This window comes from Phyllobacterium sp. RCAM01083 (assembly GCF_055685835.1).
Genome location: NZ_JBVFZN010000005.1, coordinates 1717471 through 1730699, shown reverse-complemented (window position 1 = coordinate 1730699; position 13229 = coordinate 1717471). Strand labels below are relative to the sequence as shown.

The window sequence follows — 13229 nt, the reverse complement described above, 5'->3', positions numbered from 1 at the left end:
GGAGTAAGTGAATGGCGAAAGCCCTGATGAACTATCTCGATCCCGGGGCGATTATCCTTGGGGTCGAGGCCGGGAATGATCAGGACGTGATCCGGATTCTTTCCGATCGTTTGCACAGCCTGGGTTATGTGAAGTCGAGCTTTGCCGCAGCGGTGCTTGCCCGCGAGGCGGCGCTGCCCACCGGCTTGCCGCTGGGGTTGGACAACAATGTTGCCATTCCCCATACGGACCCGGAACATGTGCTGAAACCGGGCCTCGCCATGGCGACGCTGTGCAGACCGGTGGCCTTTTGCAATATGGAGGACCCGGAGGAAAAACTGCAGGTCAGCGTGGTTTTTCTGATGGCCCTCAACGACAAGGACCAGCAGATCGAAATGCTGCAGGAAATCGCCTTGACCATTCAGTCGGCGGATACGATCTCCGCCCTGATGCGATCCACCACTGTTGACGATGTGACCCGGCTTTTGGCCTGATGCGCCATCCGGGATGAAGAGGGACCAATGACCAAACAAAAGACTGTACTTTTCGCCTGCGGAACCGGTATCGCGACGTCGACCGTCGTCGCTCACGCGGTGGAGGACGCGCTGAAGGAACGCGGCATTACGTTCAATTCACGCCAGTGCAAAGCGACCGAGGTAGCCAGCCAGATCGATGATGTCGACCTTGTCGTCACCACGACCCAGTTGCCGAAGGATCTCGGCAAGCCGGTGATCACGACGCTGGCCTTCCTCACCGGCATCGGCAAGGCGGAAGCGCTCGACAAGATCGAGGCGGCATTGCGCGATTAACACTCCGCTTACCATATCGATGCAAATCGCCGCCGTCTGACCCGTCAGGCGGCGGTTTCTGTTTATAACCGTCGCGCCGGGCAAAACCCGGCCCATTGCCGCCGCAGTGCCCCGTCAGTTGTCCCTCTGACCATTGATCCGTAGGAGTGCCCATGCGTATCGCGACGACCCTGCTTCTCTCCCTCGCCATGAGCTGTGCGGCCAATGCCGCCGATCTCATCACTTTCTGGGATACGCCGCAGCATGGCGGCAACAGTTTCAATCGCTTGCCGCCGGACCAGGCCTATTTCGACGCCTTGAAAAAATATGGCGCAAGCTGGGTGCGGCTTTCCTACGACAAGTGGAAGCCGGCCAAGCGGGATTTTCTCATCGGCGATGCCGATCACTATGAAGGCATTCCCGCAGCCGATCTTGCCACGCTGAAGGCAACGCTCGACCGCGCTGATAAGGCCGGCCTCAAGGTCGTCATCACGCCGCTGTCCCTGCCATCCATGCGCTGGTCGCAGAACAACAACGGCACGTTCGATGACCGGCTCTGGCAGGACAAGGCAAGATGGCAGGAAGCCGCACAGTTCTGGCGGGATCTGGCGACCGCCCTGAAGGATCATCCGGCCGTTGCCGCCTATAATATCATCAACGAGCCGGCGCCGGAAAAGATGGGCGGTATTGCCGAACATGCCAGTGTTGCGGACATGCAGGCCTGGTACGGCAAGCAGAAGGGCGGCCCGCGCGACCTGATCGCCTTCTACAACACGGTGATCGCCGAAATCCGCAAGGTCGATCCCGTCACACCTGTCATGGCGGATGCCGGGTGGTATGCGGCTGCCGATGCCTTCAGCTACTGGCCGACACCGCTCGATGACACGAAGGTCATTTACAGCTTCCACATGTACGAGCCCTACGAAGCAACAAGCGCGCCGAATATCAAGCGGAAGAAGCCCTATGCCTATCCGGGCGAGGTTCCCTATGCCGGATCAACGGTGACATGGAATGCGCAGAAAGTTGCCGATTACCTCGCCAAGCCGGTCGACTGGGCAAAAGCGCATCATATCCCGCTCAACCGGCTGGTCGCAGGCGAATATGGCTGCATGCGCATGCTTGCGGGTTGCAAGGCCTATCTCGACGATGTCTTGACCGTGCTCGATAAAGACAGGCTGCACTGGGCTTTTTACAGTTTCCGTGAGGACAGCTGGGACGGCATGGACTACGAGCTTGGATCGGAAAAGGTAAACTGGAAGTACTGGGAAGCCATCGACGCGAACGAGCCGGATCCGGTCAAGCGCAAGGCCACGCCGGAATTCGAACCCATCCGTAAGCGCCTGCAGCCGTAGCGCAGCCTATTCAGCCGGTTGCAGGGCGGGGCGGTCCGCCTGGCGCTCTTCAATCGGCCAATGCACGATGGCGGCGAAAATCCCGAGGATGACACTCAGCCACCACACGGGATTGTAGCTGCCGAAGTGATCGTAGAGATAGCCGCCCAGCCAGACGCCGAGGAAGGAGCCGATCTGGTGCGACAAGAACACGATGCCGCCGAGCATGCCGAGATAGCGCGTGCCGAACATGATGGCGACCAGCGCATTGGTCGGCGGCACGGTTGAAAGCCACATCAGCCCCATCACGATGGCAAACACCACGACGGATGCGCCGGTCTGCGGCAGCAACAGGAAAGCCGCCACCAGCACCGAGCGGCCGATATAGAGATAGGCGAGGAATTTCGGCTTGGAATAGCGCTGGCTGATGACGCCGGATGCCAGTGAACCGATCACGTTGAAAAAGCCGATCAGGGCCAGCGCCAGCACCGCATATTTGGCATCGATGCCGATATCGCTGATATAGGCGGGAAAGTGCGCGGTGATGAACGCCAGCTGGAAGCCGCAGACGAAAAAGCCTGTCGTCAGCAGCACATAGCTTCTGTGGCCGAGCGCTTCGCGCAGGGCTTCGCCCATCGATTGCTTGTACTGCGCCTCGCTGACACGGCCGCTGGTGGAATTGCCGCGCAGCGGGATGGCGAGAAGCGGTACGATCAGCATGGCGATGCCGAGATAGACCAGCGCATCGGACCAGCCGAAACGCTCGATCAGCGCAAGGCTGAGCGGCGAAAACACGAACATGCCGGCGGAACCCGCTGCGGTGCCGAGGCCGAAGACGAAGGTGCGTTTTTCGGCCGAAACATTGCGGGCAAATGCGGAAAGGATCGTTCCAAAGGAACCGGAGGCGATGCCGAGGCCGATGAGAAGGCCGCCGCCGACATAGAGCATGCCGGGTGAGGAAGCCCATGCCATGAGGATCAGCCCGGCGCTGTAGAGGATCGCCGACATCAGCAGGACCCGCCATGTGCCGAACTTGTCGGCGATGGCGCCGAAGAAGGGCTGGCCGATACCCCAGAACAGATTCTGCAGGGCGATGGCCATGCCGAACGTGGTGCGGTCCCAGCCCTTGTCATGCAGCAGCGGCAACTGGAAAAGACCCATGGCCGAGCGCGGGCCGAATGTCATGACCGCGATGAGACAACCGGCGGTGATGATCAGCCACGGTAAGCCCGCAGGCTTTGCTGTGCGCGATTGAATCATGGTCTCTCCCCTTAAATCCAGGAGAGAATTATCCTATTTGTACTCTCAATCAATTGAATAGATGTGAATTGGCACATCAACACAATTGATACGTTATGGGTCCTTCGATTCCCCGCCGCACATACAGACAAAGGTTTTCCCGATGCGATTTCTTCTGCCACTTCTGGCTTTGACCACCATTACCCTGGCCGGTTGCGCCAATTCGGGCCGGGTCAGCCCGCTGGTCTTTTGCGACCGGCCAACGGATATCAACGCGAAAATATTCACCGATTGCTCGCCGCGTCTGGGTGGCGACAGCCCGGCCAAACGCGACCGGCAGGACCGCAACTATTACCGCCACCGGGGAACCACGTACTAACCCTCTGAAATAAATCGGGGAAATGCCCTCAAGCCGGGCGTTTCCATCGGCTCGCACGTCCTGCGTGACACAGGGAAAACCCGCGCCGGATTGTCTTCGGCGCGTTCATTCCTCCCGCAATCTTTAGCCGATTGTTGAAAATCTGCCCCTTGAAGCCGTGGAAATATTGGCCTATGTATTCAACGACGGCCTTGCCGTTTTTCTTTTGATCACAAATATGCTCATATTGAGTATAAATGATCGGCAGCAGGCAATCTGAGGAGGTTGCCCTTGGAGGAAAAGACGATGACCAGCACTGCGCGCACCGTAAACGGCCCTATCGCCGGCCCATCCGCAGCGGAACGTTTCGGCGTTCTCACCATGCCGGACCTGTCTTTCACCCCGGAAGTGGCGGCGGAAACCGAACACCTCTACCAGCGGGTTGCGCATCATATTCCCCGCATCGAATGGCCGGTTTACGCGCCCTATGTGGCGGCGATCAACCGGGTGAAGAAGCAGCGCAATGCCGTCATTCTCGCGCATAATTACCAGACGCCGGAAATCTTCCATTGCGTTGCCGACATTGTCGGGGACTCCCTGCAGCTGGCCCGCGAGGCCACGCGTGTCGACGCGGAAATCATCGTCCAGTGCGGCGTGCATTTCATGGCCGAGACCTCGAAACTGCTGAACCCGCAGAAAACCGTTCTTATTCCGGATATGCGAGCCGGCTGTTCGCTGGCTGAATCCATCACCGGCGCCGATGTCCGCCTGCTGCGGGAAACCTATCCCGGCGTGCCGATCGTCACCTATGTCAACACCTCGGCCGAGGTGAAGGCGGAAAGCGATATCTGCTGCACCTCGGCCAACGCCGTTCAGGTGGTCGAGAGCTTTGGCGTTGACCGGGTTCTGTGCATTCCCGATGAATTCCTGGCGCAGAACGTCGCCGCACAAACCGACGTGAAAATCCTCACCTGGAAGGGCCATTGCGAAGTGCATGAGCGCTTCACCGCCGATGAGCTTCTGGCCTACAGGGTTGCCGATCCGGATATCCAGATCATTGCCCATCCGGAATGCCCGCCGGAAGTCGTGGCCATCGCCGATTATACCGGCTCCACCAGCGGCATGATCAATTACGTGAAGGACCGCAAGCCCGCAAAGGTGCTTCTCGTCACTGAATGCTCGATGGCGTCGAACATCGAGTCGGAAGTGCCCGGGGTGAAGTTCATCAAACCGTGCAACCTGTGCCCGCACATGAAGCGCATCACGCTGCCGAACATTCTGGAAAGCCTCGTCTACATGCGTGAGGAAATTCACGTCGATCCGCTGGTTGCCGAACGTGCCCGTCTTGCCGTCGAGCGCATGGTGAACCTCAAGAACTGACCTTCAACCCAACGGCCCGGCTGGGCAACAGGGGGTAATTCCGATGAGCGTACCATTCTCCAAGGCCCCGGCGCCGGTTGAGCCGGTGATCATTATCGGTGGCGGTCTGGCCGGCCTGTTTTGCGCGCTGAAGCTTGCGCCGCGTCCCGTCACCATTCTCGCGGCCGCACCCATCGGCCGCGGTGCGTCCTCGGCCTGGGCGCAGGCGGGCATTGCCGCGGCCGTCTCCGAGGGCGATACCACGGACAAGCACGTCGCCGATACGATGGCCGCCGGTGACGGCATCGTGGACGAAAGCATTGCGCGGCTGATGGCAACGGAAGCCGCTGCCCGCGTGCATGACCTGCTTGGCTATGGCGTGCCATTCGACCGCGATCTGGAAGGCAAGCTGCAGGTGTCGCGTGAGGCGGCCCATTCGGAAAGCCGCATTGTCCGCGTGCGCGGCGACATGGCGGGCCGCGCCATCATGCAGGCGCTGGTGCACACCGTCGAGAACACCCCGTCCATCCGCGTAATGGAAGGCTATGTGGTGGAAGACATCACCACGGAAAAAGGCGCCGTGACCGGGGTGATTGCCCGCGCCGACGCTGGCCGGGGCGAGAAGATACGCCTTGCATCCCGTTCGGTCGTCATCGCCACGGGCGGCATCGGTCATCTCTATGCGGTCACCACCAATCCGTCCGAGGCGCGCGGCGAGGGCATCGGCATGGCGGCGCGTGCGGGTGCCATGATGGCCGATATGGAGTTCGTGCAGTTCCACCCGACGGCGCTCGATGTGCACAAGGACCCGGCGCCGCTGGCAACCGAAGCGCTGCGCGGCCATGGCGCGACACTGATCAACCGCGATGGCGAGCGCTTCATGCTGAAAATCGACAGCGATGGCGAACTTGCCCCGCGCGATGTGGTGGCGCGCGGCATCTATGCCGAAGTCATGGCGGGGCGGGGCGCCTGGCTCGACTGCACCACGGCGGTCGGCGCGGCGTTCCCCGACGAATTCCCGACGGTGTACCGCTATTGCCGCGACGCCGGCATCGATCCGGTGACCCAGCCCATCCCCGTTATTCCCGCCGCCCACTATTTCATGGGCGGTATCCTCACCGATGCCGACGGGCGCACCTCGATTGACGGCCTCTGGGCCTGCGGCGAATGCACCTCCACGGGTGCCCATGGCGCCAACCGCCTCGCATCCAATTCGCTGTTGGAGGCAGTCGTGTTCTCTGCCCGCATCGCTGCCAAAATCGGCAGGGACGGCGCGAAACCGGTCGATAACTGGTCGGCCGGATCGGTCGACCGCGATGACCTGCAGACCGAAGGCGACAGTTCCGCCATGGCGACGCTGCGCAGGACCATGAGCGCCAGCTTTGGGGTGATCCGCAACGGCGAGGACATGCGCGCCGGGCTGAAGGTCATTCTCGCCCTTGAACGGGCCAACCGCGATCCGGCATTCCGCAATGTGCTGGCCACCGCCAAGCTGGTGGCGGTCAGTGCCTTGCGCCGCGAGGAAAGCCGCGGCGGCCATTTCCGCACCGATTTTCCCGAAAAACGCCGGGAATGGCAGCACCGGACATTTCTGACACTGGACGATGCGCAGGCCTATGTCGGCGACATGATGGAACGCGCCTAGGCGCAGGTGGAGAGAGCTGATGAATATGTCTCAGAAAGCAACTGTAGCGCAGAAGGCGTTTCCCCCATCATTGCCGGGACTGCTGATCGACGACGCCGTGCGCGCCGCCCTGCTCGAAGATCTCGGGCGCGCCGGTGATCTGACCACCAATGCCACGCTTCCCGAGGAGGCGACCGCCAAGGCGGTTCTGTCCAGCCGCGAGGCCGGCGTGATCTGCGGCATGGAATTTGCCCGCAAGGCCTTCACCCTGATCAATCCCGACGTGACATTCACCGCCCTGGTCAAGGACGGCGTGCGGGTGAAACCCGGCGACATCATCGCCATTGTCGAAGGCAATGCCCGCGCCATCCTGTCGGCCGAACGCGTGGCGCTCAATTTCCTGATGCATCTGAGCGGAATCTCCAGCTATACCGCCCGCTTTGCCGACCTGATCGCCCATACCCATGCCAGGGTGTGCGACACGCGCAAGACCATTCCCGGCATGCGGACTTTCGCCAAATATGCGGTGAAGTGCGGCGGCGGCTCCAACCACCGCTTCGGTCTCGATGACGCGATCCTGATCAAGGACAACCACATTGCCGTTGCGGGCGGTGTCGCCAAGGCCATTCTGGCCGCGCGCGCCTATGCCGGACATCTCGTCAAGATCGAGGTGGAGGTGGATGGCCTCGACCAGTTCGATGAGGCATTGTCCGTCAATGCCGATGTGATTCTTCTTGATAATATGGGGCCGGAACTGCTTGAAAAGGCGGTGAAAATCAATGCAGGCCGCGCCAGACTTGAAGCATCGGGCAATATTGCGTTTGATACGATCAAGGCCATCGCCGAAACCGGCGTCGATTACATCTCGACCTCTAAGATCACCATGGCAGCGCCAACGCTGGATATCGGACTGGACATAGAACTGAAATGAAAGTCATCGCCACCATCGCCGAGCTGCGCGCCGCCCTCAAGGCGGAACGATTGAAGGGCCGGAGTATCGGTCTCGTGCCGACCATGGGCTATCTGCATATCGGCCACATGACGCTGGTGCGCCACGCGCGCGCCGCCTGCGATGTGACTGTCGTGTCGATCTTCGTCAATCCGACCCAGTTCGGTCCCAACGAGGACCTGTCCACCTATCCCCGGGACATGGCCGGCGATCTCGCCAAGCTGAAAGCCGAAGGCGTCGATTATGTCTTCACGCCTGAGGTGGCCGAAATCTACCGGGCGGGCGCCCACACCATCGTCGAAAATCCGGTTCTCTCGCGCATCCTGATCGGCAAGATCCGGCCCGGCCATTTCCGCGGTGTCAGCACGGTGGTGACGAAACTGTTCAACATCGTGCAGCCGGACCACGCCTTCTTCGGCGAGAAGGATTATCAGCAACTGACCATCATCCGCCGTATGGTCGCCGATCTCGACATGCCCATCGTCATCACCGGCGTGGCAACGGTGCGCGAAGCGGATGGCGTCGCCTGCTCCTCGCGCAATGCCATGCTGACGCCGGAACATCGCAAGGCGGCGGCGATCCTGCCGCGCTCGCTCGATCTTGCCGATGCGATGGTGGCAAAAGGGCAGCGTTCGGTGGCGGCCATCCGCAATGCGGTGCGCACGATGCTGGAAACGGAAAAGCAGGGCGACGTCGAAGCCGTCGATATCCGTGACGCCCAGACGCTCGATCCTGTCTCGGGTAAATTCAAACAGCCCGTGGTCATCCTGCTCACGGTGCGCTTTGGCAAGGTGCGGCTGATCGACCAGCGCGTGATCGGCTGACAACAACGCGAGGGGAGCGCATCCAGATGAGCCAGGAAATCGTCATTCGCCGGGTTACGGCGCCGGAAATCCGTGCACGCAAGGGCGGCGAACCCATCGTAGCGCTGACCTCCTATCACGCCAACACGGCCCGCATCATCGACAATCATGCGGATATTCTCCTCGTCGGCGACAGTCTCGGCATGGTGCTCTACGCCATGGACTCCACGCTTGGCGTGTCGCTCGACATGATGATCATGCACGGCAAGGCTGTTGTGCGCGGTTCAAAACGCGGCATGGTTGTCGTCGACATGCCCTTCGGCAGTTACGAGGAAAGCCCCGCCGCGGCGTTCCGCAATGCGGCACGGGTGATGCAGGAAACCGGCTGCGGCGCCATCAAGATCGAAGGTGGCGTGCGCATGGCGGAGACCATCCGCTTTCTCACCGAACGCGGCATTCCCGTGATGGCGCATATCGGCCTGACGCCGCAGTCGATCAACACGCTCGGCGGCTTCAAGACGCAAGGGCGCGACACGGCGCTGTGGCCGCTGATCAAGGCGGATGCCAAGGCGGTAAGCGAAGCCGGCGCGTTTTCCGTGGTGCTGGAAGGCATCGTCGAGCCGCTCGCCGCCGAGATTTCCCGGGAAATCCCAATTCCGACTATCGGCATCGGCGGGTCGAAAGAATGTGACGGGCAGATTCTCGTGCTGGAGGACATGCTGGGTTACAACCCCAAACCGCCCAAATTCGTCAAGGTCTACGGCACGGTCGGCGCCGGTATCGACGCGGCGGTGAAAGCCTATGCGGATGATGTCCGCGCACGGGCATTTCCGGGCGATGAGAACGTTTATCTCCTGAAGTAAGGTTATGCGGCGCGGATCGTCGGAATTTTGCTGACGTCGACTTCGCGTTCCGCATGCCAGGCGTCATATGCTGCCTGCATCCGCAGCCATACCGCTGCGCCATCGCCGAAAGCCTTGCCAAGGCGCGCCGCCACGGCAGGGGACACCGGCTTGCGCTCGCCGATAATGTCATAGAAATGTTGGCGCGATATTCCCAGAAGTTGCGCAATTTCCGCCTTGGTCTTTCCAGTCGCCGGAATGATGTCATCAAGCAGCGCGCCGGGATGGGACGGGCAACGATCTGGATGAGGCATGACGTCGATCAAGGCTCCTTAGACATCTTTAGCCTTTGCAAGTCTGTCTGGATCGAGCCAATCAGTCAATTCTACGTTGGTAGGATATGACGCTGGCGCTTACCCCTTCCGTTCCATATCGGCGCCCTGCCAATATTCCATCGTGGCCGACTTGTCATACCCTTCGCCGGTCAGGCGGACGCTGACCCGGCCGGTCTCCGGATAGACGATCACGTCATGCGGGTTCTTCTCGCCGATAATGAGGAAGCGGCAGGGCTCGTTGCTGTGGTTGTAGAAGGAGTGTCCAGCCTTCTGGCCCGCGGGAAAACAGACGTAATCGCCGGTTTTGACCAGATAGGTCTTGTCGCCGAGCTTCAGGGTCATTTCGCCCGCGACGATCAGCGCCTGCTCTTCCTCCAGCATGTGATAATGGTTGAGGCTGGACTCCATGCCCGGCGCCAGTTCCTCCATCGCAACGCCGACATGGCTGGCACCGCCGAAGGCAGAGAGATAGCGGAAGCGCGAGCCGTAACGGCTGCCTTCCGACCAGTCCTGCCACGGCACGCTTTCCACGGCGAACGGTTCCGCAATGCCTTCGGCGTTCACGGCACTGGGTTTGTCGGTCATATCCCCTCCCTATCCGCGCCCGCCGACCCGCAGGCCCGCGACGCTGCGCTCCTCCAATACATTGTGCCGGAACCGGTAAAGCGCAGCGGGGCGGCCGCGCGCCTGTGTCTGTTCGGCCCCGGTCGGCTCGACCAGTTCCGTCCCTTCCACCAGACGGCGAAAATTCTGCTTGTGCAGGTGGCGGCCGGAGATGGCTTCCACGGTTTCCTGCAGCGCGGTAAGCGTGAAGGTCGGCGGCATCAGCTCGAAAACGACGGGCCTGTATTTCAGCTTGGCGCGCAGCCGCGAAGTCGCCGTTGCCAGGATACGGCGATGATCGAAACTCATGGGCAGGCCGAGATTGCCTGTGAGGGCAGGCGGATCGGCGCGCCCGTCGCGCACGGCCTCGGTGACGAGACCCGCCTCGTAGAGCAGTTCATAGCGTTCCAGCACCCGCTCTTCGTCCCAGGCGATGCCCTCGTCGCCGAAGGCCAGCCGGAACCGGCTCAGGCGCGCATGCGAGTTGCCCTGTTCGGCCCACTGGCACAATGCAGGGCGAATGGTGTCATCAATCATGGCGGGCTTGCCGCCGCGCCAGTCCTCCCACGGCAGGAACGAATACCAGCTGCGCCAGCGCGCGCCGGATTTGCGCAGCGCTTCCCGGTTGTCGTCGGTGATCCGGGTCAGTGCGAGATAACCGACGGAGACGATGTGCAGGTCACGGTCCTCGGCCGTCTTGTGCCGCCCGCGGTCGCCGAATGTGTAGAGCTGCTCGACATAACCGAGGCGCAGCGGTGTCTGCTCCGCCACCCACTCGCGCAGGCCCGTCTCGAAGGTGCGGTGCGCCAGCGGATTGAACGGCCCGAACGGCAGTTCATCGCGCTGCGCATCGTCGCTGGCCGGTGTCGTCAGGATCAGCGGATCGTTGTCGGCAACCGCGGCGATGGCGGCGCTCAGGTTGATTTCGACGGCGTTGGGCGCACCGGTGGTTGTCATGGCTGGACCGCGAGCGGCAGGATGAACGGGGTGCCTTCAAATGCGTCCTCGCCGCGCCCGATCGCCTTGATCGCATCGACCATGCGCCCCTTGCGGCCAAGGATGTCGTCGCCGAGGGCAACCAGCCTGCTATTGGGCGTGGCGGAAGGCGCGTTCCGGCGCAGGGTCTGGGCCAGCCAGACCTCGTCAAGCGCGGGGTTGAGCGCCAGCGCGGTGATATAGGCCCCGGCGGTGGAGCGTGAGATACCGGCATAGCAATGCACGAGCAGCGGCGCCTGCCGGTCCCAATTGCGGCCGAAGGCGATCAGGCTCTGCACGTGCTCGGCACCCGGCGGCGTCATGCCGTCAGCCGGTTCGGTGATATCGTTGAAGCCGAGAAACAGGTGGCGCGCTTCGGCGATTTCGGCGGGCCGTTCCACCGGGGTGCCCATGTTGATCAGGGTCACCATGTCCCGTGCGCCGGACCGTGTTACCGTTTCGGCAAGCCGGGAAAGGGGAGTGACGATGATATGCGGCATGGCTGGCCCTTATGTCTGGTGGCGTAGTGATTCCAATACAGCAAAACGCTGCAAAAAGGCATTCTGCGCATTCTGGGTGGCCATGGCCGTCAAGTCGAGACATTGCGGGTCGATTCCGCGCGGACGCCCGAAGAAAAGCACCGCCTCCTTCTCGGCAAAACCGGCAAGCCGCGTCGCCTCGAAATAGGCGGCGACGGCATCGGCGCGTTTGATCAGGCCGCGCAGACTTTGCGGTACGGTTGGCGGCAGGGCAAAGCGCAGGTGGATGGCCTGCTGCAGGCGCAATTCGACGCTCTTGTAATCGCCGCCCACCACCGCCTTGAACGGTGAGATCATGTCGCCGATCACATATTCCGGAGCATCGTGCAAAAGTGCTGCCAGCCGGTGCTCGGTGCTTGCATCGGGGACGATCAGGCCAAAGATGTGCTCGACCAGCAGGGAATGCTGCGCCACCGAATAGGCGTGGTCGCCGACGGTCTGGCCGTTCCAGCGCGCCACGCGTGACAGGCCCTGCGCGATATCCTCGATTTCGATGTCGAGCGGCGAGGGGTCAAGCAGGTCGAGCCTACGGCCCGACAGCATGCGCTGCCATGCCCGCGTTTCGTTGGTCTGCTTGGTTTTGGCTGCTGCCGGTTTCGGCATGGATTCTCCCGCTCAGGCCCCTTCGGTCGTCACGGGAAATGTAAAGCGGTGTTCGGGCGGAATGGCAAGGGTAAGAACCGCATCTCCTGACAGGATCGGTGTGCCCGCATCCATGGCGTCCTTGACACGGTCGATGCGCACCAGCGCCAGCGCTGCATTGCCGACAGTGCTGCCCAGCGTGCCGATCTCGCGGCCGTTGGCGGTAATGGCCGTACCCGTTTCAGGCAGGCTGGCATTGCCCGAGGCAATGAGAATGCGCCGGCGCGCCGTGCCGCGGTGCTGCATGCGCGAGACCACCTCCTGGCCGATGAAGCAGCCCTTTTTGAAGGACACACCGGAGGTCTGGTCGAGATTGACATCATGCGGAAACGCATCGCCAAGCGCATAGTCGAGCGGCGCTTCCGCCACGCCGTGCGCAATGCGCAGCGCCGTCCATTGCGATTCATCCGCTGTTGGTGCCGCTTCGCCGCCATACTGGCGCCGGACATTCAAGGTGTCGGGAAAGCGGCGGTCGTGCAGGCTTGAATCATCACCTGAAGCGCCTGACTCCTTGTGCCATGAAACCCGGATAACCGATTCTGGCCGCAGGGTAATTTGCACCTTGGCACGCAGCTTGTAGAGCGTCAGTCTTTTCTGGAGATCGGCGACCGAGGTTTGCAGCGTATCGAGCACGAGACCTTCCACTGATCGGGAGACAAGGAACTCGAACAGGATCTTGCCCTGCGGGCTCAGCAGCGCGCCGGGTTTGAGATCGCCTTCACTGAGGGTGTCGAGATCGGTGGTGATCAGGTTCTGCAGGAACTTTTCCGCATCGTCTCCGGTTATGTCGAGAACCGCTCTGCCGCTTAAGTTTGCCGATGCCATCATATCACCCTTGCCTTTGCTGTCCCCGTTACGTAAGC

At 61.6% G+C, this 13229-nt stretch carries 16 protein-coding genes; 9 read left to right on the top strand and 7 right to left on the bottom strand.

The genetic code is table 11. The annotated features are described in order from the left end of the window. The first annotated feature begins 11 nt into the window (after window positions 1-11). The 3 genes from ACZ25R_RS15290 (at window position 12) to ACZ25R_RS15280 (ending at window position 2119) form a co-directional block, all read left to right on the top strand. Window positions 12-473 carry a PTS sugar transporter subunit IIA gene (locus ACZ25R_RS15290; protein WP_472461439.1) on the top strand — a complete coding sequence of 154 codons (462 nt, stop codon included), beginning with the start codon at window positions 12-14 and terminating at the stop codon, window positions 471-473. Window positions 474-500: 27 nt separating this feature from the next. Beyond that, on the top strand, window positions 501-788 hold the full coding sequence (locus ACZ25R_RS15285) for a PTS sugar transporter subunit IIB (protein WP_464659729.1): 288 nt from the start codon (window positions 501-503) through the stop codon (window positions 786-788). 152 nt (window positions 789-940) lie between these two features. Beyond that, entirely contained in the window at window positions 941-2119 is a 1179-nt protein-coding gene (locus tag ACZ25R_RS15280) for a glycoside hydrolase family 5 protein (protein ID WP_472461438.1), read from the top strand. Window positions 2120-2125: 6 nt separating this feature from the next. Here the strand turns inward: ACZ25R_RS15280 and ACZ25R_RS15275 are convergent, their stop codons facing one another. After that, window positions 2126-3358, bottom strand: a complete 1233-nt coding sequence (locus ACZ25R_RS15275; protein ID WP_472461437.1) for an MFS transporter — start codon at window positions 3356-3358, stop codon at window positions 2126-2128. 142 nt (window positions 3359-3500) lie between these two features. Between ACZ25R_RS15275 and ACZ25R_RS15270 the strand changes: the two genes are divergently transcribed. From ACZ25R_RS15270 to panB, 6 genes are all read left to right on the top strand, one after another. Continuing rightward, window positions 3501-3716 carry a hypothetical protein gene (locus tag ACZ25R_RS15270; protein WP_163600290.1) on the top strand — a complete coding sequence of 72 codons (216 nt, stop codon included), beginning with the start codon at window positions 3501-3503 and terminating at the stop codon, window positions 3714-3716. Between the two features lie 285 nt (window positions 3717-4001). Beyond that, window positions 4002-5075: a quinolinate synthase NadA gene (gene nadA / locus ACZ25R_RS15265; protein WP_472461436.1), complete on the top strand. Its 1074-nt coding sequence runs from the start codon at window positions 4002-4004 to the stop codon at window positions 5073-5075. A gap of 43 nt (window positions 5076-5118) precedes the next feature. Continuing rightward, on the top strand, window positions 5119-6699 hold the full coding sequence (locus ACZ25R_RS15260) for an L-aspartate oxidase (protein ID WP_472461435.1): 1581 nt from the start codon (window positions 5119-5121) through the stop codon (window positions 6697-6699). Between the two features lie 19 nt (window positions 6700-6718). Continuing rightward, window positions 6719-7609: a carboxylating nicotinate-nucleotide diphosphorylase gene (nadC, locus tag ACZ25R_RS15255; RefSeq protein WP_472461434.1), complete on the top strand. Its 891-nt coding sequence runs from the start codon at window positions 6719-6721 to the stop codon at window positions 7607-7609. Beyond that, entirely contained in the window at window positions 7606-8451 is an 846-nt protein-coding gene (gene panC, locus ACZ25R_RS15250) for a pantoate--beta-alanine ligase (protein WP_472461433.1), read from the top strand. The genes nadC and panC overlap by 4 nt, the downstream gene beginning before the upstream one ends. Window positions 8452-8477: 26 nt before the next feature. Continuing rightward, entirely contained in the window at window positions 8478-9293 is an 816-nt protein-coding gene (gene panB, locus ACZ25R_RS15245; RefSeq protein ID WP_472461432.1) for a 3-methyl-2-oxobutanoate hydroxymethyltransferase, read from the top strand. Between the two features lie 2 nt (window positions 9294-9295). Here panB and ACZ25R_RS15240 read toward each other — a convergent pair whose 3' ends face one another. From ACZ25R_RS15240 to ygfZ, 6 genes are all read right to left on the bottom strand, one after another. Further along, a complete protein-coding gene (locus ACZ25R_RS15240) occupies window positions 9296-9586 on the bottom strand; it encodes a HigA family addiction module antitoxin (RefSeq protein ID WP_472461431.1) in 291 nt (96 codons plus the stop codon). A 99-nt stretch (window positions 9587-9685) separates the two neighbouring features. Next, window positions 9686-10192, bottom strand: coding sequence for a cupin domain-containing protein (locus ACZ25R_RS15235; RefSeq protein ID WP_472461430.1), 507 nt, complete (start codon window positions 10190-10192; stop codon window positions 9686-9688). A gap of 9 nt (window positions 10193-10201) precedes the next feature. Further along, a complete protein-coding gene (locus ACZ25R_RS15230) occupies window positions 10202-11167 on the bottom strand; it encodes an NUDIX hydrolase (RefSeq protein ID WP_472461429.1) in 966 nt (321 codons plus the stop codon). Then, the gene (locus ACZ25R_RS15225) at window positions 11164-11685 is read right to left on the bottom strand and encodes a tyrosine phosphatase family protein (protein WP_472461428.1); all 522 of its coding nucleotides are present in this window, start codon (window positions 11683-11685) and stop codon (window positions 11164-11166) included. Before ACZ25R_RS15225 ends, ACZ25R_RS15230 begins: the two co-directional genes overlap by 4 nt. Before the next feature lie 9 nt (window positions 11686-11694). Next, window positions 11695-12327: an HD domain-containing protein gene (locus ACZ25R_RS15220; RefSeq protein WP_472461427.1), complete on the bottom strand. Its 633-nt coding sequence runs from the start codon at window positions 12325-12327 to the stop codon at window positions 11695-11697. A 12-nt stretch (window positions 12328-12339) separates the two neighbouring features. Then, window positions 12340-13191, bottom strand: a complete 852-nt coding sequence (gene ygfZ / locus ACZ25R_RS15215; RefSeq protein ID WP_472461426.1) for a CAF17-like 4Fe-4S cluster assembly/insertion protein YgfZ — start codon at window positions 13189-13191, stop codon at window positions 12340-12342. Between the last annotated feature and the right edge of the window lie 38 nt (window positions 13192-13229).